The following is a 24,197-nucleotide window of genomic DNA, read 5'->3' on the forward strand; positions in this document are numbered from 1 at the left end:
ACTTTTAGATTAGCAAATACATATGGATCCTTTAGAGTCTGCCTTGCTGTATTTGGCAAGTAAAAAATGATGTAAATGGCAATTAAAAATGTGTCACTTGCCAATTCCTCTTTTATTAATAATTCATTAACCAAACCGGACACTGCCAAATAATAATTGGCAGCTAAAAAATGTCCCATTTGGCGATTATTCTAACTTAACTCTGTAATAATGATTCCTTCATACGATTACTTGGTCCTTTGAAGACTACCAGGTGTGAGTGGTGGATCAGCCGATCTATAACGGCCTCGGTTAAAATCGGATCTCCAAATACATGGTTCCATTCCCCAAACCGGAGGTTTGTTGTAATGATTAAACTTTTCCTTTCGTAACACATACTAATCACTTGGAAAAGGAGTTCTGCTCCTTGTTTATGAAGTGGGATGTAACCCAGTTCATCCAAAATCAATAAATCTAGCTTTTCAATCTGTTTAAAGAATCTACTTAATGTACCTTTTTCATTCGCGTCTAATAATCGATTTACTAATCCTGCGACAGTATAGAACCTTATTTGATTGCCATTTTTCTGAATGGCATTAAGTCCAATTAAAGTCGATAAAAAGGTTTTTCCTGTACCAACCCCACCATAGAAGATTAAATTCTCTTGTTTTTTAATAAACTGACCTTCTAATAGATAGTTTTTGGTTAAGCCCTGATTATACTCAATTTCATCCCACTTAAACGGAATGCTTGGTATCTTCGGCAATGCTGCTTGACTCAACAGTAAATTGATTCTTCGTTCTTCCCGTTGCTGTACTTCAAGTTCTAGTAATCTTAATAAATATTCCTCATTCGAGGCTGCTTGAATATCCTGATAGTGTTGTCTAATCCAACTTAATTTCAACCGTTTTGCATAATCTTGGATGGTCAATTCCATTAAGAAACACCACCATTCTTAAAGAATTGATCGTAGTGACCAAGACCACGTGTAGCGGGTGGCATTGAGGGAATATCTCTTTTTACTTGTATTTCTTTTCTATGTCCACGGCCATTAATTAACTGGTAGAAAACTTGTTTGATTGAATCTACTGACGGATGTCCACTTTCAGAAGCCCTGTTAAGGGCTTGGTTAGCGTATGTAAAGTCATGTTCCTTTAGTAAAACAGACAATAATCTCAGTGCTTCCTGTTTCTCATAAACGGTACAATTCTCTAGGTATTTTTGCCACTCTTCAGGCATCTGTTCATAAAAACTTGTATACTTAATAGCTGTTGGTCTCTTCGCCATCAAATTTAGGTATGGCTGCCACTCCATTGATTTCTTTTGCTTTCCGTAAAGTCGAGAATGTACAACAATGAGCTCATGCTGCTGTGTTAAAATCTCTACTTTATTGAATGATATTCTGGACAAAAATAAGCATTTGGCAAAGCGAGGGGATGTAGAGTAAAGTCTATTGTCTACTTTAATATAACCGTATTTATCAGCCTTTACCTCTTCATACCGAACACATTGGTATTCCTTTTCTGGTAACTGGAATAACGCTTGTTTATCTTCCTCGAATAATTCTGAAATGAATCTTTCTTTTTGATAATGTTTTCTTTGCCGGTCCTTTTCGGCAACTAGCCAAAAGGTCTTATTTAGATCTTCTAGATTTGAGAACGATAATTCCGGTAAGAGAAAGTTATTCCGAATGTATTTCACCATTGCTTCAACGTGACCTTTCTCATTGCCACTGGCCGGGTTACAAAATTCCGGTTCAAATCCATAGTGAAATACGAAATTCTGAAATTCATCTGTTAGTTCTCTTTCTCCATTAGGTAGTACTTTCTTTACAGCAGGGGCAAGATTATCAAATCGAATCGCCTTCGGCACTCCACCAATATAATGAAAGATTCGCTTTAACCCTTCTAAAAAACATTCTCTATTCTGTGAAAGGAAGACCTGAAAATAAAAGGCATTGCTATTTGGAAAGGATAGAGCTAGAAATGGTAGATCAATTGTCTCACCATTATGTTTAAATGGTGCTTCCCCAAAGTCCACTTGAGCCGTTCCCGGCTTAGCCTCTAAAGGGATAGCCGCATCGGATGTAACCTCTAATAATTCTAATTTTCTCTTGGATACATACTCTCTTACTGTGCGGTCTGCCCCCTTAAAACTATAATCACTTACTAATTGATCAAATATTCTTTTAGCTGTTCTGCGGTATTTTTTCTTTTTCTTCAAATCTTCCTGGAGCCACTGGTCCACAATTGACTTCACAGGATCCATTACTTTACCCTTTCTTACTTGCTTGAGCTTATTTTCGTTCCAGTCCTCTTTATCTGCATACTTTTTTATTGTTCTAGGATCTCTCCCCATTTGTTTTGCAACATCTGAGTAAGAACGTCCTTTAATATTTACTTCTTGTTTGATATAATTTATATCAGTCACTGTTAACACTCCTTATACCTCCCTGTAATTGTTAGCCCAATAACAGAGAGTTTAATTGTATGAGAGATTGTTGACAAGTGACTTTTTTTATTTGTCCCCCCAAATCAGTATTACATAAATTAACCGCCATAACTTACATTTTTATACTGCCATAAACACCTTGCAGCATTCTGCTACTACTTCATCAGCTGTTAAGAATAAAGCTTTATAGCCTTGAGTTAGAGCCTCAACGACAAAGGATATTGCTAAATGAGTTTTACCTTTATGTAAAGCTTTGCATAAAGGTAATTATCGAAAGTTTTTGTTTATGGAAAGACCCTAAATCAAATTTTACAAACATGTAGGATATGCATTTAAAATCTTTCCATAATATTTTATCTACAGAGTTCCTGTAACCAATTAAGTAAATCTTTATTTTCATCCCACACAGGTATATCCTGTTTAACAACCTCCATATAAGCAGATTCCAATGCTTTCCTCTTTATTTGAGAATTTGTTCTTGCATAATGTTCAGTTGTACTTACATTGACATGGCCTAATAAGTCTCTTATATAAATAAGATTCACACCTGCTTCTAATAGATGCATAGCCTTTGTATGTCTCATCATATGGGGGTTCAGTTTATTTGGAAACATTAATTCTGGGTGAAGTTCCTTAGCTATTATTAAATATTTCTCCAAAATATATGTTATACCTGGACGAGTGAAAGGATGTCTGGTGCTATTATAAAATAGTGGATGATTTTGCTTTCCATTTTCCAACAAATAATGCTCTTTTAGATAGTTTTCTAATAAATCTCTTGTTTTACCCATTATAGGAACGTATCTTGATTTACCGCCTTTTCCCTTTAATAAAACAGTAGCTGGTTGGGCTAGACGAATATTTCCTGCTTTCAAATCGATTAATTCCTGTACTCGTGCTCCCGTGTCGTATAGAAGAACCATAATTGTTAAATCACGCCGACCTTTAGTTGTATTTGTATTGGGTTGTTCAAATAAAACCTTTAAACATTCTTGAGTTAGATAATCTATTGGCTTTATTTCTCGTTTTTTAAATGGGATACTTAAAATTCTCTGACACTCAAAGATATTTTCTGGATTTTCCATCTGTACAAACCGATAGAAACTATGAATGGCTGCCAAACGTTGATTACGCGTATTTATGCTTATCCCTTTTGACTTTTCAAGCCAAAGTAAGAAGTTTTGCACTGTCTCAGATTTAATAATATTAAGGGTTAGAGACTCCGGGCATTTTTGTAATTCGGTATCACAAAATTTAAGTAATTGTTTAAACGTATCCCTGTATGACTTGATAGTATTTGTACTAACATTTCTCTGTCCTGGAAGATATTGTGATAAATACCGAGTTAATGTCTTTGCGAAATCAGTCTGCTTCATGGAAATATACCTCCGGTATTACGGTGGAAAAGTGTTCATCTATAGAGGCAGTAATTGTTGGATATAGATCAGCTGTGAGTCTTAGATAGTGTTGGGTTCCTCTTAAATCCGTATGCCCTAAATATGTAGAAAGATAGGGAAGAAGATTAGTTAAGTCTTCGCCCTTTAGAACCCACCTTTTTAAACAATGGACCGAAAAAGTATGCCTTAAATCATGGAGCCTTGGTCCTTTTCCATTATGAGGAATGCCAGCTTTCCATAGTAATTCTCTGAAGAGCTTATAAATAGTGCTTTCATTATAATGTCCACCAAACGGCGATGGGAAAAAGTGAACATTAGAAGTTTCATACTTATGAACTGCATTTTGGTATTGACGGCATTGCTTTGCCAATGTTTCTGACATTGGAACCAATCTCTCTTTTCCAAGTTTAGCCTCTCGGATAAACAAGGTTCTACTTTCTAAATCCACATCATCAATTTTCAACCTAAGAGCTTCTGAGATTCTTAAACCACATCCATATAACATACGTATAAGGAGCTGTAAGACAATATTTCTATTGGGTGACACACCAGAAACAGGGAAGTTATCACAAGCAATAAATATTTTCCTCATTTCTTCTTCAGAAAATATATATGGGATATAAGAATATCTTGTTATTGAAACAGCCGCAGCCGGGTATATAAACGCTTCATATCCAAGACGAACCATGTATTTTGCAAAGCCTCTTGCTATTGAAATTCTACCATTCCTAGTACTCTCTGTTTCATTCGGTCTCTTTTTGGTCCATGTTAACACCATTTCTTTAGTAAGTCGTTTCTCTGTCACATGACCTTGTTCTAGAAAATTATCCAGTTGTTTCAATAGGGAAGCGCCTTTGATATATTTATAACCAACAGCCCTCTGTTCCTTTACAAATCCATTTAATAGATCACTGAGACAGCTAGTATATATAACTTTATCTTGAGGCATCTTTAAAAACCTCCTCAGGATCAAGCGCACATTGTCTTAAACCTTCGATTCCAGTTTGTAAATATACTGCTGTAGATTTTGAGTTGATATGTCCTAGAACTTCCGATATCACAGGTAATGGAGTACCTTGTTCAAGAAGGGTACTTGCTAATGTGTGTCTAAGAGAATGTAAACCGTGGCGCTTTCCCCTCGAAATAGTAATGCCTGCCTTTCTAGTATGCTTAGTAATAATGTTATATAGGTTGGTATCTTTGCCAAATGCTTCATAAGGTGCATTCATCCGTAAAAAAACATAAGGTGAATCACTTACAGGACGTGCTTCTCTCAAATAATCAATCAATGCCCAACCAATATCATTAAGTATTGGATATGTTACTATTCTTTTGGTTTTACTCTGTTTAATTACTATGGTTTTAGATTTCCAATCTAAATCTGTAAGTCTTAGAGATTTGATATCACCTACTCGAATTCCAAGGCGTGATACAAGAAGAAGGATGGCATAATCCCTTTTACCAGTTGGATTTCCTCTATCAATGTTCTCAAGCAATGATATTACATCTTCCTGTTTCCATACCGACGGTATGGGTGGATAATAGTATTTCTTTTGTTTTGGAACTTTTAATGATAAATCTTCCTCTGTATATTGATTAAGAAATAGAAAACGTAAAAATACTCTTAGCGTTGTCAATATTGATGCCATACTTTTTTCATGGTGTGCATAAATTGTTTTTACATAATCAGATATGATATCGCCAGTAATTTTATTTACATTTTGAATTCCACGTGCATCAAGATAGTCTATGAAAAAATAAAGTCTTTGTATACGAGTGCGAAGTCCTCTTTTTGAATACTCATTTTCAGTACATTCTTTTTCGTATGCTGCAAGTTCATTTTCGAATTGTTTTGATTTTACATAGCCCGGCTTTTTATATATCCTCCGTATTATGACCCCATGCAGCTGGTAATCACCAATAACCCTAATTCTCCTAATAGGGCCTCTTAAAGATTTAGGCATTGCTTCGACATAATAATTAATTGCGCAATCATATTTTTCTTTTAAGAATTCCTTTCCTAGTTCTTCTGAGAAATAAATCTCTTTCTTTTCCATTGCGAAAGCATGAACCCGCTTATAAAAGGCTCGATATCCACATATAGAATTATAGGAATAATTCAGCCTTTCAAGTTCTGCTAGTACTTTAGCAACTAGTTCCTCAATAGGAAGCTTTGCATTCATAAGGCACCACCTAGATAAATTTTTTAAACAACATCTATTGTGGTGTATTATGGAAAGAAATAAACGTACATCACCCCTAAATAAGGGATATAAACTTATTTCTTTCCATAAACAATATGTTTCTATAATTCCCCACACCCGGTGGACCAAGTAGAATCCTATTTTCCCCGTTCGCAATATACCTGCAAGGCAAGATTTCTTTTACCCCTTGCTCACTCACACTGGGCTGAAAGGAATAATCAAAATCATGGATAGTTTTGGTATATGGAAGTTTCGCATTTTTTATCCTTTTAGATAATAGATTCGCATCTCTGTATTCAGATTCTAGCAACACAACCGTGTGTAATAAATCAAAATATGATACATTATAGTTAGAAGCGTTCTCTAAGAGATCATCTAATTGGTGGGCTGTTTGATCCCAACCAAGGTTTCTTAATTTCTCTTCAAGTTGGTTTTTCATACTGAATCACCTTCTTCCAAGGCTGCATAAGAGGCGAGAGATCGCCTTTCGACGATAGGTGCAGGAGCATAAGAATCGTGGGTCCCCAAACCGTTGTGATTCTTCTGTTCATGCTCTTTTTCTTTTTTATGCAATCCTTCGTAATGCTCTACTTAACATGCACATTGGTTTTTCCCTTTAAAATAGAGTGCTGAGCAATACATTCTTGTTCATCATATATTTCAATCTGGTAATCGAATGTCAATTTAACTTTTAAGTTCTGGCCAGCATAGCGAAAAGGCACGGAATACTTTTTCCCTAAATATGAGATGAAACAATCCCGGCTTACTTTACGTATTTCCCAGTGGCTGGTAGGGAAGAGAGCCTTTACTCCCCACGCTTGGAGAAACCTCTGTTCGTGGCGTAACCGATGAACAGGTGGTTCGTTGGTTGTTTGATTTTCCTTCTGATTGGCTACCCCATCGAGCCATTTACGAATGTCTTCGTTTAAAGCGTATAACGTGGCCTCATGTCGCCTTTGAACGTACTGAACTGTTCTCTCCACTTTCCCTTTGGTTTGTGGCCGATTTGGCATACATGCTTTTGGGACAATACCATAGTAGGCAAGAAAATCTTCAAATGTACGATTATATCGAATCTCAACAGGACTGTGTTTCCGTTACCACCGTTTTCATATTGTCATACAGAATCTGTTCAGGAAGCCCATTAAAATACGCAAAGGCATTCATGTGACACTTCATAAGTGTTTCTAATTTCGTGTCCGTGGTGAACTCTACATATTTCATTCTTGAATAACTCAATACCATAATGAATGCATACACTTTTTGCAGTTTACCATCTACTTCAAACATACCTACATCTGCCCAATCCAACTGAGCTTGCTTTCCTGGAGGTGTCTCAATTCTAACAGTTGCCTGCTTCTTTGGCTGAGCCCGATAGGGCTGTACAAACTCTCTAAGTATGGTGGTTTTGCCCTCATATCCCATCGCTTGAATTTCCTCAAAAAGTACAATACAGTTCGTCGTACCTTCTTGAATTCGCTTAATAAGATAAGGGTTAAATGGATCTAGCTTACTTTTCGTAGTTTTTCGCTTTGATGATTGTGGAGCTTGATCACTGTCTATGTATTTACTAACCGTCTTTCGATCAAACCCTGTTTTTTTCATAGCTATAGCGGTTTTTGTCCATCCTTTTTTTGGTGTAATTCTTTAATCAAAAAAAATTCCCCTTTCTTCAGCACTGTCTCAAACACTCCAACTCTACTAGTGATGAGACACCCCATGGTCTTTCGTACCTTAAGAATTTCCATCCATTACAAATAGAATTCGTTTTCACCACCGTTCACTCTAAACCTATGATCATTGCTATCTATGAATACCTTACCATTTACAAGTAAACTGGTGTGATTTAATAATTCTATATGATAGAGCATAAAGTTCACAGTTGTCAGGATAAAACCAGTAGAACCTTATTATCTGTTATTATTGGGGAATTATAAACCGTTGATATTGGGTATTTTAAAAGCCATGATTAATGCAAAATTAAGATTAGCGATAGTGGGACTTCTCAGTACGACGCTTTTTTCTCCAAATGTGAATAAAAATTTCCCTTTAGGAAATAATGTTTCCAAAAAAAGAGGTTATTTAAAATGGATTTAGAATCCTAATACATTTCATTTAGTACTCCCCTTGGTGATATTGAAGCAGGAGCAAGTTTTCAATCATCTGGTTCAGATGATTATGAAGACTTTAAAGAAGAAATATTATCCGAATATGATGATTCATTAGATGATGAACTATTTGCTGCTCTATTAGATAATTTATCTGATGAATAAACGTAATAAAAAGAGTAGCATAAAATCATTTATGCTACTCTTTTGTTCCGATTGTTCAGTAAGGATAATCTATTTTATTTACATATCCGTATGACCCTTTATTCGAGATTACTTTTCCTGGTACTCCTACTACAACTCCATTATCAGGAACATCTTTTGTTACTACGCAGTTTGCCCCAATAGCTACGTTGTTTCCAATTTTTACAGCACCTACAATCTTAGCGCCAGGTCCAATGCATACGTTGTTTCCTATAGTAGGATACCCTTCATTTACTCCACGGCTTGCTCTTCCTATTGTTACTCCCTGGCTGAGATTTAAATTATCTCCAATTACTGATCTCTCATTAACCGTTATACCGCCAAAGTGACCAATATACAAACCTTTACCTATTTTTGTATTATAAGGAAGGTCTATACCGTATTTAAAGCCGTATTTACGTAATAGTAGTCAAATGATAAGAAGCATTGGTTTATAAAACTTACCTTTGGTATGAACCGAACGTGCTACCCTTGCCCAAAAGCTATATTTAAAACCTGGTTCAAATATAAAGCTTTTAATGAAAATTTTTGCATTTATTCTTCCGTGATATCTATATAAATCCGAAAGAATCAACTTTTTCGTCTTTGCGACTATCATTGTTATTGTCCTTCTCCTTTTACCATTATAATTTTATTTTAGTATAATGGATTTCGGGGAAATTTGTAATAAAATGTAAAATTGTGTCGTTAATTATTAATTTGCTTCCAATCAGTGCTGGAAGATGTGCCAACTGCCATATAAGCGATTTTGTTTGTAGTATCAATAAAAACTTGACCAACAAATGAAGGAGTCGTAGTCGGTGCTGCTGTACCCGTTAAGATACTAACTATAATTCTTTCAGCGGTGCCATCAAAGAATCGGAGAGAGCCTGTATTAGATTGAACACGTAAATCTCCCAATGTTGGTACAGCAGGTTGAGTCGTTCCCAAACGGAGAGTACCGTTTACTTTGTTATAGTCATAAAAACTATCAATTCCTACAGCTTTATAGGTTCCTGTAATTTCTGTTCCTGCCACGTCATTTAAAAATCCAGTTTGAACTTCATTGTTGCCCAATTTAAATTTAAAGAGAGTGGAGTCGGAATTGATTGCAGCAGTCGAAGCACCCATTAACAGATTATCCTCGATCGAAATTCTTCGACAAGTAGAGCTCCCATTTGTGTTTCCATTTTTCAAAAACTCAATCAGGTAGTTAGCCCCTTTCATATAAACTTTATTCTTTTTAAATATAAATTGATTAATGTATAAAAGATTACCTGCGACGGTACTTTTAAACACTAATGCTCTAGGATTCGGATATTTGGTTGTATTAGAACATAAAAAATTGTTGTTTTCAATGACACCCGATAATACTATATTTCCGTTTCCTGTTACATCATTATCATTCACAACTAAGATAGCTGTATTTGAATATTCAAGATGATTGTTTAAAATATTCACAGCATCAAGCGTATTTGTTTTAATATGAGCTGTCGGATTATCCCACAAATTATTATTTTCAATGTTAATATCACTCGTTGAGTTAGTGGAGTTAATTAATTCTATTCCGTAGGTATTTCCTGTAAAGTTGTTGTTCCTTATCGTCGAAATAGATAACCCTTTGATTTTCAATCCTGCGTTTTGAAATCCTCCGTTAAAATGGCAATCAAGTATATCTAGTTCACTTAGGTTATTAATTCTAATACCATTTTGTGCTACGGAACCATCTGAAGTTAAACGCAACCCTTGAATTTTCATAGCGTAAATCCATCTTGTCGGATCGGTATGTTGAACTTTTATGGCATCTCCTGTTCCCGAATAACGGATGGTTGCGCCTTTTCCATAACCAAGACCTGTATTTCCTTTTTTGAAATGGGCATACACGAAAATGGAAGTAGTAATATTCAATGTTCCAGAGGTCCAATAGTTAGCAGCAGGAAAATAAACAATCCCTATACTTTTTTGAGCAGCATTAATAATATTTTGAATAGCAGTGGTATCATCATCAGCCAATAGCGTAAATCCACTATCTTGATAATACTTTCCGTCTGCTGTTTTATAGTAATTAGCGTTTCCTTTCGCTCCAACTAAAGGAGCAGGAGGATACATAACATTGTAAGACATACTATTTAGTTGGTTCGCCTTATCCGCCATCTGTGTCGAAAAAATATCTATTTTTTCTGAAATGTTACTCCCGTCTTTATCTAGAACCATCCTTTCATTTGTTTTAAGTAAATTCAATTTCTCACCTTCCCTTTTGATCGTATAGCCAAAAAAGAATGCTAGAATCCAAAGTAATAGGTTTACTAAGAAGTTCCTTCGAATCAAAATGATCACCTCTCATTAACTATACTTCAAAACTAGCTTCCAGAAAAGCCAAGATACTACCTATCTATAAATCGCAACAATCTCAATTCCTGCAGGTATCATTTGCGTTACATAACAATGTAAAACTTGTTGGGCTGTCCTAAAGAAAATTTAATCCCCGTGACTGTCACGCCTCGAATTTTGTCGAAGATTGATAGTTTTTTTAGTTTTAGGAAATGATAGAATGGAGTGAAAAACGTTCTAGACTGTTCAATTATAAAAAACCATGCTGTTTTTCCAGCATGGTTTAATTGTTTTATGTATTATTCCGGGAATGCAGCCATCAATTCACGTAAATCTTGGACGGCTAGATTCACACTCTCTTCTTTATTTTCATGAGATCCAGATTCTGATAAATCATAGTGGTGAAGATAGGAATTTCTAGCGAAGCTTTTATAACCTTCAGGCACCGTAAATATCTCGACAATAATCGTGAAACTATTGTCTATGTACATTTTTCTAATCTCTAGTTCTTCACCGTATATTTCTGATACAATCCTCATTCAAATAACCTCCTGTCTAGAAAGTAAAGGGATTCATAGCTTCATATATTTAAAAAATTGGTTTTCATATAATAGTATACTCCTAAAAATAGGAAAAGTAAGATCAGATTTAACTCTTACTTTTCTAAGTTATTAGCTAAATGAGATAGATCCTTTCTTATTTTTCAGGCTCATCTTCGAAGAAACGGACAAAATCAATCGTTTTACCCATTTCACCAACGAGGTTTTCAGCCTTCATCCCCAATCCTATTGCGAGCATAATGATGGTTGCAAAGGATGGACTTTTTTGGTTTCTTTCAAGGTCGCTAATATACGAGCGATCTAATTTGCAGCGATGGGCTAATTCCTCTTGAGACAAACCTGCAGCAAGCCGCAACGGTTTTAGTGCTTCACCTATGTAAAGGGCCTTTTCTTTTTTCAAGGAAATTCTCCTTTTTAAGACCATTACATAACTTGACACTGGATTGCTCCACGGGCTATAGCCTACAAAACACATCGAATGGAAAAAATAATTTATATTTGTACAGTTTAACAGCTTTACTAAAATAGACACATAAAAAGGGTACTAGAAGTCTTGATCTTCCAATCAGGTATTTGGAATGCTTGGCTTTTATTTTAATAATAAGTCTCAGTCTTGATTATCAGAATCATCCTTCGACCACTTGTTCTCGGTATGTTGTTCTACTTCCATTAACATTTCAGAAGCTTTCATTTCTAGACCGATAGCAAGAGCCATGATTGTGTCCAGGCTAGGTTTTTTAATATTTCTTTCCATTAAACTGATATAGGATGGATGTCGAATGCAGCGGTAGGCCAACGCTTCTTGGGAAAGCTGCTGCGCATTCCTTAATTTTTTTAATACGGATCCGAAGTGAGAAATTGAATTATCCAAAGAATTACCCCTTTTCAATGATATAGTCCAGGTCTGATCAATTATTTATGGTCATCTTCTAGGTTACTAAAATTGTATTTTCCTGTGTTCTCCTTTGTTAACTGATGTCCTTTTTGGGGTTCGAGGTAAAAAGTGAGCGGACCTGGATGGTTTCCTCTTTTCATAGATATCTGCATTAATTGATTGGCTATGTGAATCCTATTATTAAAGAATGTTAATTTTGAATCAACGATAATGGAATGACCGTTACTTAATTCGACCTTAGTCTTGTTTCCCATCGCTTTTGTTCTCACAATATGTTCAGGGCTAAACCAAATACAATCTCCCTTATGAGGTGATTTGTTTGGAAACAGGCAAATACGCAAGTAAGGGTTGACGATGATTGGGCACCTCGCCCGTTCACCAAGGATGAGTTTTGCGCTGGCCATCGCCCCTCTTAAATCGTATCCTATGTAATTTAAGGTATCGTCTAATAGTTGTAGCGGTGTTCGATCAACCAGAAAAGACGAACCTCCTGCCATGACTCGTGCACACAGCTTGCCATAACAATCATATTCTCCCATCAGTAAGATCATTTTCTTTTCAATAAAATAGCTTTTTTGAATAATAATGGTCTTCCTCTCCTTTAAATCATTTGATATGAAAAAAGGCATACCTACTACTATAACTGTTATGTACTGCCCGTTGGAAAGGAGGGTTGTGCGTTCATTTATATGTATGGATCGTCTCTGACTACTTTGGCAGCTTGCGGGTAGATTTCTCACTTAGCAGGTATCATTGTTTAACCTATTTGCTCAGTCGAGATTATTTTGAAATATGTTAATCATTGCCTCTCGATATTAATCATATCGTAATCGGGACTATATTACTACGGACTAAAGTATGTGGATTCGCCATAATTCGTGTTATTTCGTGACAATCCAGTGACAGAATTAAATGCCTATCGCGGCCAGAAATGTGACTAATCCTACGGGGTGGAAGTAGTATAGTGAAACCCAAAAACATGATCTCTACACCAAAACCGTTATCACTAAACTGTTAATGATTTAGATTGGAATCCAGACAAAATACAATTTTCTCATCATTCACATCAAACTTCTCTTCGAGTGCTTCATGATAAAGTATGAAAAACTTATTGTCTAAGATTCCATAAAAATAGCCGAATGGATTTTTGATGTTGCTGTTGAACTTCAGCTTCCTAATGAGCTGCTTAAAGGATTGGATGGCGACATCTAAGATTAGTTCGGGATCATTTTCCCAATGGTGTTGATAGGCAGTAATTTTCACGATTTTCCAATACTCTTCGATGATCTTTGCTTCAGGAAAGTAGCATTTGACCAGCTGAACAAAAGGCTGTGGAATTCGGTCACTCACATAGGTATGATCTAATTCGAAGGGTTCTTCTTTACGTTCTTTTATCTTTTGATCTTTTTCAGTTTTTAAAAGATTATTAGTTTCTTTAGGGTGGTTCAAGGTTTCCTTTTTGGGTAGTTCATTTGAAGGAAAGCGATTAAACGAATACAAGTTACTAGACTGCGAACCATTTTTCCTTTCTGTTTCATAAACCGTTAGGATTCCCAAATCCTTTGCTTTTTGAATCATTCGTTTAAAGGTAGAGCGTGAGATGCCATGATCGCTGTATTCAGCATGAATCGCTTTTAAAATGGTCCCTATTTTCGCATTGCAAACGCCAGGTATTTTGGCAGAAAAACGAACCAGCCGCTTCAGTCCAACCAGTGCTCCTTTTGAAAAGTTTTGTTTGTGTACCGCTAACCACATCTCGATATGGGTATTCAATTCCTGTAGCGAACTAAATTGTGAAAACTGCTCGAATCCTTCGATATTACCGGATTTTAAACCTACCATTTCATACACCCTTCCACCGCATTGAATTGTCTTTCCAATCGTCAAGTTAACGATTCTAGCACCTCAACAATATCGGGTTTGGCTACGTAAATCGAACGACTAAAAATCACTTTTGGCGCCGTTTTTGTAACGAAATGCATCAAAAAGGGGGTCAAAAGTGACTTTTGAAGCCAATTTTTGCAATTTCAGCTAGTTTTCATATCATTTGCATCTGTAACCCCGAAAGGGGTGTTAATACCTGATTTTGATAACCTTCTATATTTATTCTGTTAACTAAGTTTTCTAGAGGACACTTAGTAAAACCCACCTATTTAAATGGGGGGAAATCCTAATTCAGTTGCCCATTTGGGTTCCCTTTTTCAAAAAGGCTTTGTTGGAGACAGTGATCGACATTCTTTTCAGGTATTTGAAGCGATAAGTCCAGTCATGGTGGGTGATGAGGCGAGTTTTAACCAATCGTTTGTGTAAAAGGAGAAAAACAAGGTATTTGCCAAAGAATGCAGTATTTAGACGAAAATGATCATTATTGCTAATCTGGAGGAATAATCTATTAAAATCTAGTCGATCACCGACAATTATTTTACCCGAATCCAGTGGGAAAGCTTTAAACAACGGGATTTATCCCATTTTTACACAATCGTTTGATTAACATGCCAAGTTGGAAGAACCCGTCGATGATTGTAGAAAGCCATTTTTATTGGCTAGATTTGTAGTATTTGAGAAGTAAGCAGAGCTTTTCCTCGACAAGAAATTCTCTTGAATCGAGGCTAAAGTTCTTTTTTACAAAGGGTTTGTGGCACTTTCAATCAAACGTTTAATTAGGAAGAATTCGATCGTCTTTTGTCGAAGTTGGCAGGTGCTGATTGGTGGAAAATGGTAGAATAAAAGTGTTAAATGAAATGAAAATGATCATGATTGATGTATTTGCTAGAATTGGGGGGATTTCATTGAGTAAGAAGAGAACAAAGAAACAACAGAGAGATTTAGAAAATGGTTTATACATATTCCTTTTATTGGTTGCTGGAGTTTCCTATTACTTTACCCAAAAACTTTATCCAACACTGATGATTGTAGGAGTGGTCGTGATATTTATCATTGTTGTCGTTGTATTTAAAGTTAAAAGGGAAAAAGAGCGGTTAAGGAATTCTGGAATTGAGGATATTGATAGGATGGACGGCATTCAGTTCGAGCATTATCTAAAGGAACTTTATTTATCCAGAGGATATGCTGCAGAGGTAACAAGTGCCAGTGGTGATTATGGTGCAGATCTATTGCTTAAGAAGGATGGAAAAAAGATTGTTGTTCAAGCAAAGCGGTATGCAAAGGATGTAGGTATAAAAGCAGTTCAAGAGGTAATGGGAGCAAAATCGTATTATCAGGCAGAGGAAGCTTGGGTCGTTTCAAATAGTTATTTTACAAAAGCAGCAAGAGAACTAGCAAGTAAAGGCCAAGTGTTGCTGGTGGATAGAGATGAGCTAATTGATTATATACTGATATTAAATCCAGGAAGTACAAAGCCAGTTCCGTCAAAAAGGATACTTTCTGACTCTAGCAGTTCTAATGAAACATGTAGTAAATGTGGCAGCCCTATGGTCTTAAAGAAAGGGAAAAGAGGGGAATTTCTAGGGTGCAGTAGTTTTCCAAAGTGCCGAAATACGAAGAATTTATAAATTTAATAAGTCTTACCTAAAAAATGCCGAGGGTTTGATAGACGATGTGGTAGCGTGGGGATGTAAATGAGGAAACGAAGAGTCATCTATCTCGCATGAGAACCGTCCCTGTGGAGTTCAGTAGGTTAAAAGAGTAGAAAGGAGTTATCGATGAAGAAACTATTAATGATTGTAGTAGTCGCCTTTGTAATGTTAGGAATTAATACGATGGTTCTACAAGACTTGCTATTTTTACCTTGGCCAATTAGGTTTGGCCTTACGTGAACACTTTAATCCTAAGACCGGTGGAGACGATGCCTACAATGCATATTTTAACCGTAATGGTGCATTAAACGCTAAAGTAATCTATGGTTATTGGTTTCTTTCAGGAATGAGCAAGAATTATTATGGATATAGTACTTATAACTGGGGTGCAGCACAAGCAAAACTTGCTTTGAAAGCTTATCAGGATATGAAGAATGTTTACAAGAGCAAGTTAAGACCTGTCCTTTTTATAGATGCTGAAAATGGTGGCGGTAGTCTGGATAAAGGGGCTTACAAAAATAATCAATCCATTTATAAGGGATTTGTAGATTATATTAATAAATATGGTAAAGGGATTAAACCTGGCACTTATTCATCTGCGGGGGATTGGGGATTGGTGATGGGGAATTTTAAGCCGTTAATTCCTGGTTACTATTGGCTTGCATCGTATCCATATTCATCAGCAGGGGTTCCGAAGAAAGAAAAACTAACCACATCTTATTCGTTGTGGAAAAACTTCCCTTACACATCCGAAAAACCAATTATTTATCAATATTGGGGATATGGGCATGATTACAATGTTGCTCGTAAATTACCTTAAACAATAATTTTATGTAAAATAGAAAAACTCAAACCATTACGATTGGTTTGAGTTTCTCTATTATAAGGATTATTTAAGGGATATATTGTTCTGTAATTTTAGTTACAATACCATTTTTTATTTCTATATGAAACGGAATTTGATGGTGCTTATCTCTCTGTTTTAAAAAGGTGATAAACTGACTTCTCGTTACTTTTTCGTTCCATTTGATTCCGTATAAACTTCGTGTCTGTAAGACATATTGGGCACTTTTTGAAATGGTAAAGGTACGTATCTTGGGATTAACGTTCCTAATCCAGTATCCATCTGGCGCATGATCCATTTCTTTACTGCATTTACAATCCTTTAAAAATTCTCTATCAGCGGCTTTTCCGAAATACCACTGTATATAATCAAATTTCGCCACCCATTTACCATGAACTTGTTGGAAAGAAGTAATATAGGTGGCTGCTTTATCCGTTGTGGGTTGAATTACTTTTGCATTTGCTTTTGAACTGGGTGAGGGCAGTAATAACAAAGTAAAAATTAATATAGGAAAGAATAGTTTAAAAACTCTTTGTAACTTCAATCGTAATTCCCCCTCTTTATATATATCCTACAGTTAAAATATAAATGAGATAAATTAAAAACAGTGTCGATATAAGGGATAGCGGAAAATTAATTTTGAGAAAATAGTTGCTCCCTTTTTGTCTAAGGCTTTCGAACTGTAATTTTATTGAATGGTCGGGAATTTTATGAATATATTCCTATCTTTTTGCTATAATTCGTAGAAAAAAGTTCCATTTTCCCCTATCATATAATTCCAAAAAGAGGAATTAGTATGGTAGAGAATGGGACAGCTTCTTTTGAGGGTGTGATAAGTCCAACAAATGCAACAAATAAACTAATTACTTGGAGCAGCAACAACACAAAAGTGGCTACTGTTGACTCGAAAGGAAATGTCAAAGCTATTAAAGCGGGGTCAGCAGTCATTACTGTGACTACAAAAGATGGAGTCAAAAAAGTTTCCTTTGGTGGAACTGTTAAATAGTAGTGGAAGCAGGGGGAAGGTTCTCCTGCTTCTTTTTCCAAGTAGGGGACTTTCCATAGAGGACAAATGAAAAGGGCTACTTAAATTATTAGAAACCCCTTCTTCTTATAAAAAGGATTTTGGACACCTGTGAATAACGGAATTACTCTAGCTGAATACAATCAAGTGAAAAATGGCATGACTTACAATCAAGTGTTATCACTCACTGGTCAAAACCTCAAACTGACTTTTTCAAGTGAATATAGCGGTTGGACTTCCAAGTATTATGAATGGAATTATGAGAAGATGACAGAAACAACATACGACATTCGATATGCTGATTTTTATTTTGATAATGATCAATTAACTCTTAAATCACAATATGGTTTAAGATAATAATAATCTACCAGTTAAGCAGCAAGGAATCTTTAGTAATAAAAAGAAAGAAAGACCGTGGGGACGGTTCAGGTGGTCGGGGCAATAACCACATCAAAAACCATGAGAACCGTCGAATCGTCCCTGTGGAGATGCCCGATATGAGAATGCTGTTGAAAATGATGGGATAAAGAAATATGCGAAAAAAGCTGATTGGGTTGATAATCCAATCAGCTTTTTTCATAGATTAATTTAATTCTAATTGTGCCTTCAATTCGTTTTGGACCCTTTGCTTTTCAGCTAGTGAAACTAATCCATAATAAATTTTATTGATTTTTGTTCCTTGTTCTTTGATCTCCATTTGCTGAATACTTTTTCCAGCCTCTTTATAATTCTTTTGAATATCTACCATTTGGTCAAAGGTAAGATTGGTTTTTACATTTTTCCCTAATGCAGTAAAGATATCAGAGAAGTTGGTTAAGGTTGAAACACTTGCTCCTTCATTTATGACAGCTTGGATGATTTGTCGTTGTCTTGTTTGACGACCAAAATCGCCTCTAGGATCCTCATATCTCATTCTAGAGTAGCTTAGAGCCTTTTCTCCGTTTAGCTTCAAATTACCTGTGGTAAAATGAACTCCATCATAAGTGAAGTCGAGATCATTATTGACCGAAATTCCGCCAACTGCATCAACAATGTCCTTAAACCCTTCCATATTAATCTGAATATAATAATCAATTGGAATATCAAGGAAGTTTTCGACAGTATCCATAGCCATTGGAACGCCGCCAAAAGCATAGGCATGGTTAATTTTATCCTCTTTCCCTTTTCCGATTATTTCAGTGCGGGTATCACGAGGAATGCTGAGCATTTTTACAGAATTATTATTAGGGTTAACAGTCAACACAATTAATGAGTCAGAGCGGCCACTGTCGCCTTTTCGCTTGTCAACTCCTAGCAGTAGTACTGAAAACGGATCTTTTTCGTTGAATGTTACTGGGCCTTGGCGTTTTTCAGATTGTTGTCGCTCGATGGGCTGATGCATGGTCTCAACAGCACCTTTGAAAGATTTATAGACAGTAAAGCCATATGCCCCACCAGCAATCAGTAGGATTAAAAGGATCATTCCAACTATTTTTGGCCATTTTCTTTTCTTTTTATTTGATTTCATTCGACAAATCCTCCAAATAATATGCAAATTTCTTACATCTAAACAATAGAATAGCAAAAAAATAGGAAAATAGATAGATAAAAAATGTGGGATTTATTAGAGTAGTTATTCGAACCCCCTATAAGGAAATATTTAGTCTGTAAAACTAAGAAGTCTAATTTCCTTATAATCCTGCTAACAATACATCGGGTGTTCCAATTGGCTCGTCGATAACCTAAACCTTTCACAAGTTTAAAAATGGCTGCCACTTATAACGGACAGACCATTCGAACTAGTGACTTGAAAAATGCTGATCGATAATCATCGTAATAAAACATTCATCATTTTAAAACATATTCTTAATTTGTTTGTTATAGGCTTTTAATTATTATTTGGTAATTTAGATAAAGGTTAATTAATCTAACTTAAGGAGTCTTAACAAAAATGAAATTAAAAGCTTTTCTTTGTTTTTTACTAAGGTATCATAAATACAGTTACTATACAGATGAGTGCATTAGATGTGGAAAGAAAAGCGAAGTTTCGCAAAAAGTGTAGAAGTCTTAGCTTTTAGAGGATACTTTTCTTCGATATCTTCCAACTTATATATATTAATAAAATGATTTTATTCAGAAATTTAAGGACTCCCTTTTATCGCTAAATTAAGATCTTGTTTCACAGGTTTGTTCGAATAGTGAGGAAAAGGGTGAGATATTATTTTGGTAGACTAATTAAACATAAACCCCCACCTAGTAGGTGGGGGTTTCGTCATTATTTGTTAATAGTGTTTTTATTTACTTTTTTGATTAGACCGTGCGGATATTGGTCCATTCCTATAGGACTTATTATCACCAATTGCTTGAACGGTGACAGTATATTTACCAGACTTTTTCATTTGGGTCGCATAGTTAATCTGTCTAACATTAGCCGCAACTCGTTTCGTATTTACTAACGTACTTCCCCTATATAATTTAACTTCATATTGGGCGGCCTTGGATACTCCATTCCATTTTATTGTATTACTGCTCCAGGTTGGTTTCTGGACTTGATTTAAGGTGATTTTTTGATTAGACCGGGCTGATACTGATCCATTCCTAGAGGACCTATTATCGCCGATTGCTCGAACGGATACCGTATAACTTCCGGGCCTATTCATTAGGCCAGCATAGTTAACCTGTCGAACACTAGCCGCAACGCGCAGTGTTTTTATTAAAGTAGTTCCCCTGTATAATTTGACTTCGTATTGATAGGTGTGGGCTACCCCAACCCATTGAATTACATCAGTCTTCCAGGTTGGTTTTTGGACTTGATTTAAGGTGATTTTTAGATTAGAACTTACAGATACTGGTCCATTTCTATAGGACCTATTATCACCGATAGCTTGAACGGTTACCTTATAACTTCCAGACATGCTCATTAGGGCAGCATAGTTAACCTGTCGAACACTAGCCGCAACGCGCAGTGTTTTTATTAAGGTCGTTCCTCTGTATAATTTAACTTCATATTGGTAGGCATTGGCTGTTCCAGACCATTGGATTACGTCACCATTCCAGGTTGGTTTCTGGACTTGATATAAGGTGATTTTTAGATTAGAACTTAATGATACGAGTCCATTCCTATAGTAAGAATTATCACCGACAGCTTGAACAGTTACGGAATATCCACCAGGAGTCATCATAAGGGAAGCGTAGTTAACCTGCCGAACGCTAGCCGCTACGCGTTGTGTTTTTATTAAGCTAGTTCCCCTGTATAATTTGACTTCATATTGATAGGCATTGGAAACTACATACCATTGAATAACATCACCGTTCCAGGTTGGTTTTTGGACTTGAGCTAAAGTCATTATTTTCCGATTGACATCAGATGGACTTGAGATTGGTCCATCTAGATAATTTGTATCTTCACCAATTGCTTGAACAGTGACCGTGTAATCACTAGGAATCGTCATTAGGGCATCGTAGTTATATTGTTGAACACTAGCCGAAACGCGCTGTGTATTTATTAAAGTAGTACCCCTGTATAATTTGATTTCATATTGGTTGGCATTCGCAACTCCAGACCATTGAATAACATCACCGTTCCAGGTTGGTTTTTGGTCTTGATCTAAGGTCATAAATTTCGAATTTACATTGGATGGGTGTGAGATTAGTCCGTCTCGATAATTTGTTTGATCACCAATCGCTTGAACAGTTACGGAATATCCACCAGGAGTCGTCATTAGGGCAGCATAGTCAACCTGTTGAACATAAGCTCCGACACGCTCCGTATTTATTAAGGTAGTACCCCTGTATAATTTAACTTCATATTGGTAGGCATTCGCAATCCCATTCCATTGGATGACATCATTGTTCCAGATTGGCTGTTGGACTTGATCTAAGGCGATGGTTTTTCGATTTACATCGGAAGGTGATGAGATTAGTCCATCACGATAATTTGTTTGATTACCAATCGCTTGAACCGTTGCCGTGTATTCACCAGGAGTGGTCATTTGTGCAGCATAGTTATATTCTTGAACGCTAGCCTCAAGGCGCTGTGTGTTTATTAAGGTTGTTCCTCTGTATAATTTGATATCGTATTGGTTGGCATTTGCAATTCCATTCCAATTTATGACATCACCATTCCAAGTTGGTTTTTGGACTTGATCTAGAGTAGGGGCTAAACGAGACACTGTCATCTTGACATCGTCAATATAAACCCCTGCAGTAGTAACTGAACTATCAGTTGCTAAACGAAATCTTACTTTAAAGTCAGGAACAGCATAGGAGTTGTCGATAGTTACCTCATGACTTCCCCAATTTTGATTGATTGTCCCAGTATTTCTATAGATAGAATCCCAGGTTTGACCACTATCCTTACTAATTTCAACGTTTAGATAATCAAAGCCATTCTCCGTTACTGCATATTGCATCCAGCTTAATGTAATCGGGGAACCTACATTGCTTAAGTCAAGGTTGGGGGAAACGATATAACTATTTTCATTATCGTGGTAATTCCCACTTAAATTAGTAGCCCAGACATTGGTTCCTGAAAAAGCAGAGTTAGGGCCAGAAGTAGGGGCTCCCCATTGCCAGGTTGAATAGCTGCCATCGACAGTAAAATTCCCATTATTACTTTCAAAGTCTTCAAAGTAAAGAATCTCTTTTTGCACGCCATCAGATGGGAGGGATGTTTGTCCATCTCCATAATTGGTATGATCTCCGATTGCTTGAACCGTTACCGTGTAAACGCCAGAACTCGTCATAGCGGAAGCAAAGTTATATTGTCGAACAATATCCTCAACGCGCTGTGTATTTACTAAGGTAGTTCCCCTGTATAATTTGACTTCATATTGGTTGGCATTTGTTACACCAACCCATTGTATTGCATCACCGTTCCAGGTTGGTTTTTGGACTTGATTTAAGGCATAGGTTTTCCGATTTTCATTGGATGGTATCGAGATTAGTCCATCACGATAATTGGTAGGATCACCAATCGCCTGTACGGTTGCTGAGTATCCCCCAGGACTTGTCATAAGGGAAGCAAAGTTAAATTGTCGATCACTAGAGGCCACACGCTCTGTAGTTACTAATGTCGTTCCTCTGTATAATTTGACTTCATATTGGCTGGCATTGGTGACACCAACCCATTGGATTACATCACCGTTCCAGGTTGGTTTTTGGACTTGAACTAGTGCAGGTAAACTAGTCTCCATCCAAGAAAAATCTAATCGAGGTGTAATGATGTTGTTAGCCGTATCTCTTACATTCACTCCATTTTGGCGTATATAAGAAACGATTTGATCAACAGTAGCACTTGGGTATTTTTGTTTTACAAGCGTAAAACCACCTACTACCTGAGGTGTAGCCATGGAAGTCCCAGAATATGAGGCATAACCTCCTCCAGGTATAGACGAATAAACGGGATTACCTGGTGCTAATACATCTAAGTAGGATGAACTATTTGAAAAGCTAGCTACTGCATCACTATTATTTGTAGCTCCTACACTAATAACAGAAGATATACATGCAGGTGCACTTATTGAATTTTTATAGTATTCATTTCCAGAAGCTGCAATCGTCGCAATGCCTACACTTTTTAGATTATCAACCATACTTTTCAGACTAGAATATGTACTATCACAAGAGGAATAAAACCTTCCTCCTCCCAAGCTTAAATTAACTGCAGAAATAGCATATTGGTTACGTAATAAATAAACTCGTTCTAATCCATTTAATAAATCTGAAAAACTACCACTGCCATCATCGGCTAATACTTTAATAGCAATAATATTTGCATTCTTCGCTACTCCAGAAAACTGTGTACCGTTGCCCGTAGCTATACCTGCCACATGAGTACCGTGTCCTTCTGTATCAACTGCTGAATCTGGTCCTGTTAACTCTCTCGCATTCCCTGAACAATGGCCAGTAGAACTATAACATGCCTCGGACACTACTTTATTTCGTAAGAAGGGATGGTATTTATCTACACCCGTATCAAGGATGGCAACAGTTTTTCCTTGTCCTGTATACCCTGCTGTCCACGCTTTTTCTGTATCCATCAGATTATTTGTTACATTAAGTTGTGGTTGGATCACATCTACTTCTTCATTTTCCTCTATTATACTTTTGCTTATTTTGATATCTTCGATAATATTTTTTACTTTCTCGCTTTCAGATAAAGCCTTAAGCCCTTCAGAGTCAACCTCTAATGCCATAAAGGGGATGGTTTTAAACGATGTAATATTTTTGGCATTTTTTTGACCTTTTTTATGTAAATTTGCTATTACATCTTCTTGAGCAACTTTTATTTTCTTCTTTTGAATTTCTATTTTATTTTTAGATATTTTGCCCTCGGGTGTAAAGGACTCATCTAATTCAACTATTACTCTAACACTTCCATTTTTATCAGACTTTTTCTCTAAATCATTATATTGACTTAAACTAATATGACTCTCGTTTTCTTCTTTCATATTTTCATTATTACTAGCAAGTACTACCGTTTGCATCTGTGGTAGTACTAAACATAGTATGAGAATAATATTAAAAACATTTTTAATATTCTTTTTTTTCATACTAAAGCTCCTTTATTTTGTATGTTTTAGAAGAGTAAGAATTATTTATCAATAGACAACCCCCCAATTGTCTTAAAAAGCTGTTCACTTTTAGCCTGTACTAATCTATTTGGTATAGTAGTATCTTCCTAGTTTCAATATATCATAATACC

Annotated in this window: 20 protein-coding genes and 1 pseudogene; 4 read left to right on the forward strand and 17 right to left on the reverse strand. The window is 36.2% G+C overall.

Annotated features, from left to right (window positions below; genetic code table 11):
• Positions 1-196: 196 nt before the first annotated feature.
• The 14 genes and pseudogenes from istB to J7E66_RS25790 all read right to left on the reverse strand — a co-directional run bounded on the left by istB (position 197) and on the right by J7E66_RS25790 (position 13,950).
• Positions 197-916, reverse strand: coding sequence for an IS21-like element helper ATPase IstB (gene istB / locus J7E66_RS25725; protein WP_214713520.1), 720 nt, complete (start codon positions 914-916; stop codon positions 197-199).
• Positions 916-2,418 (reverse strand): IS21 family transposase, encoded by a 1,503-nt coding sequence (gene istA, locus J7E66_RS25730; protein WP_215005247.1) that lies wholly within the window; start codon positions 2,416-2,418, stop codon positions 916-918. The genes istB and istA (J7E66_RS25730) overlap by 1 nt, the downstream gene beginning before the upstream one ends.
• A 365-nt stretch (positions 2,419-2,783) precedes the next feature.
• Positions 2,784-3,806, reverse strand: coding sequence for a site-specific integrase (locus tag J7E66_RS25735; protein WP_215005250.1), 1,023 nt, complete (start codon positions 3,804-3,806; stop codon positions 2,784-2,786).
• On the reverse strand, positions 3,793-4,776 hold the full coding sequence (locus J7E66_RS25740) for a tyrosine-type recombinase/integrase (protein ID WP_215005253.1): 984 nt from the start codon (positions 4,774-4,776) through the stop codon (positions 3,793-3,795). The genes J7E66_RS25735 and J7E66_RS25740 overlap by 14 nt, the downstream gene beginning before the upstream one ends.
• Positions 4,763-6,010: a site-specific integrase gene (locus tag J7E66_RS25745; protein ID WP_215005257.1), complete on the reverse strand. Its 1,248-nt coding sequence runs from the start codon at positions 6,008-6,010 to the stop codon at positions 4,763-4,765. Before J7E66_RS25745 ends, J7E66_RS25740 begins: the two co-directional genes overlap by 14 nt.
• 76 nt (positions 6,011-6,086) lie before the next feature.
• Positions 6,087-6,470 (reverse strand): ATP-binding protein, encoded by a 384-nt coding sequence (locus J7E66_RS25750; RefSeq protein ID WP_215005260.1) that lies wholly within the window; start codon positions 6,468-6,470, stop codon positions 6,087-6,089.
• Positions 6,467-7,710 (reverse strand): annotated as a pseudogene (gene istA, locus J7E66_RS32680) (IS21 family transposase). Before istA (J7E66_RS32680) ends, J7E66_RS25750 begins: the two are co-directional and overlap by 4 nt.
• A 649-nt stretch (positions 7,711-8,359) precedes the next feature.
• Positions 8,360-8,683 (reverse strand): serine O-acetyltransferase, encoded by a 324-nt coding sequence (locus J7E66_RS25760; protein ID WP_215005263.1) that lies wholly within the window; start codon positions 8,681-8,683, stop codon positions 8,360-8,362.
• A gap of 347 nt (positions 8,684-9,030) precedes the next feature.
• Entirely contained in the window at positions 9,031-10,650 is a 1,620-nt protein-coding gene (locus tag J7E66_RS25765) for a right-handed parallel beta-helix repeat-containing protein (RefSeq protein WP_215005266.1), read from the reverse strand.
• 302 nt (positions 10,651-10,952) lie between these two features.
• Positions 10,953-11,192, reverse strand: a complete 240-nt coding sequence (locus J7E66_RS25770; protein WP_215005269.1) for a hypothetical protein — start codon at positions 11,190-11,192, stop codon at positions 10,953-10,955.
• A gap of 157 nt (positions 11,193-11,349) precedes the next feature.
• Complete coding sequence (locus J7E66_RS25775; protein ID WP_251033141.1) at positions 11,350-11,613, reverse strand: helix-turn-helix domain-containing protein; 264 nt, start codon at positions 11,611-11,613, stop codon at positions 11,350-11,352.
• Positions 11,614-11,820: 207 nt separating this feature from the next.
• Positions 11,821-12,084: a helix-turn-helix domain-containing protein gene (locus J7E66_RS25780; RefSeq protein ID WP_215005272.1), complete on the reverse strand. Its 264-nt coding sequence runs from the start codon at positions 12,082-12,084 to the stop codon at positions 11,821-11,823.
• Between the two features lie 41 nt (positions 12,085-12,125).
• Positions 12,126-12,737 (reverse strand): competence protein ComK, encoded by a 612-nt coding sequence (locus J7E66_RS25785; RefSeq protein ID WP_215005275.1) that lies wholly within the window; start codon positions 12,735-12,737, stop codon positions 12,126-12,128.
• A gap of 385 nt (positions 12,738-13,122) precedes the next feature.
• Positions 13,123-13,950, reverse strand: a complete 828-nt coding sequence (locus J7E66_RS25790; RefSeq protein WP_215005278.1) for a hypothetical protein — start codon at positions 13,948-13,950, stop codon at positions 13,123-13,125.
• A gap of 866 nt (positions 13,951-14,816) precedes the next feature.
• Here J7E66_RS25790 and J7E66_RS25795 point away from each other — a divergent pair.
• A complete protein-coding gene (locus tag J7E66_RS25795; protein ID WP_308162589.1) occupies positions 14,817-15,620 on the forward strand; it encodes a restriction endonuclease in 804 nt (267 codons plus the stop codon).
• Positions 15,621-15,870: 250 nt separating this feature from the next.
• Positions 15,871-16,464 carry a hypothetical protein gene (locus J7E66_RS25800; RefSeq protein WP_215005281.1) on the forward strand — a complete coding sequence of 198 codons (594 nt, stop codon included), beginning with the start codon at positions 15,871-15,873 and terminating at the stop codon, positions 16,462-16,464.
• A 73-nt stretch (positions 16,465-16,537) separates the two neighbouring features.
• Here the strand turns inward: J7E66_RS25800 and J7E66_RS25805 are convergent, their stop codons facing one another.
• Positions 16,538-17,032 carry a hypothetical protein gene (locus J7E66_RS25805; RefSeq protein ID WP_215005284.1) on the reverse strand — a complete coding sequence of 165 codons (495 nt, stop codon included), beginning with the start codon at positions 17,030-17,032 and terminating at the stop codon, positions 16,538-16,540.
• A 252-nt stretch (positions 17,033-17,284) separates the two neighbouring features.
• On the opposite strand from J7E66_RS25805, the gene J7E66_RS25810 reads away from it, so the two are divergent.
• Positions 17,285-17,494 (forward strand): Ig-like domain-containing protein, encoded by a 210-nt coding sequence (locus J7E66_RS25810; protein ID WP_215005287.1) that lies wholly within the window; start codon positions 17,285-17,287, stop codon positions 17,492-17,494.
• A gap of 129 nt (positions 17,495-17,623) precedes the next feature.
• Complete coding sequence (locus tag J7E66_RS25815) at positions 17,624-17,869, forward strand: hypothetical protein (protein ID WP_215005290.1); 246 nt, start codon at positions 17,624-17,626, stop codon at positions 17,867-17,869.
• Positions 17,870-18,095: 226 nt separating this feature from the next.
• Here the strand turns inward: J7E66_RS25815 and tagU are convergent, their stop codons facing one another.
• Together tagU and J7E66_RS25825 are read right to left on the reverse strand one after the other, a co-directional pair.
• Positions 18,096-19,019, reverse strand: a complete 924-nt coding sequence (gene tagU / locus J7E66_RS25820) for a polyisoprenyl-teichoic acid--peptidoglycan teichoic acid transferase TagU (protein WP_215005293.1) — start codon at positions 19,017-19,019, stop codon at positions 18,096-18,098.
• Positions 19,020-19,785: 766 nt separating this feature from the next.
• The gene (locus J7E66_RS25825; RefSeq protein ID WP_215005296.1) at positions 19,786-24,045 is read right to left on the reverse strand and encodes a S8 family serine peptidase; all 4,260 of its coding nucleotides are present in this window, start codon (positions 24,043-24,045) and stop codon (positions 19,786-19,788) included.
• Positions 24,046-24,197: the final 152 nt, after the last annotated feature.

It is taken from the genome of Bacillus sp. ISL-7 (genome assembly GCF_018613065.1).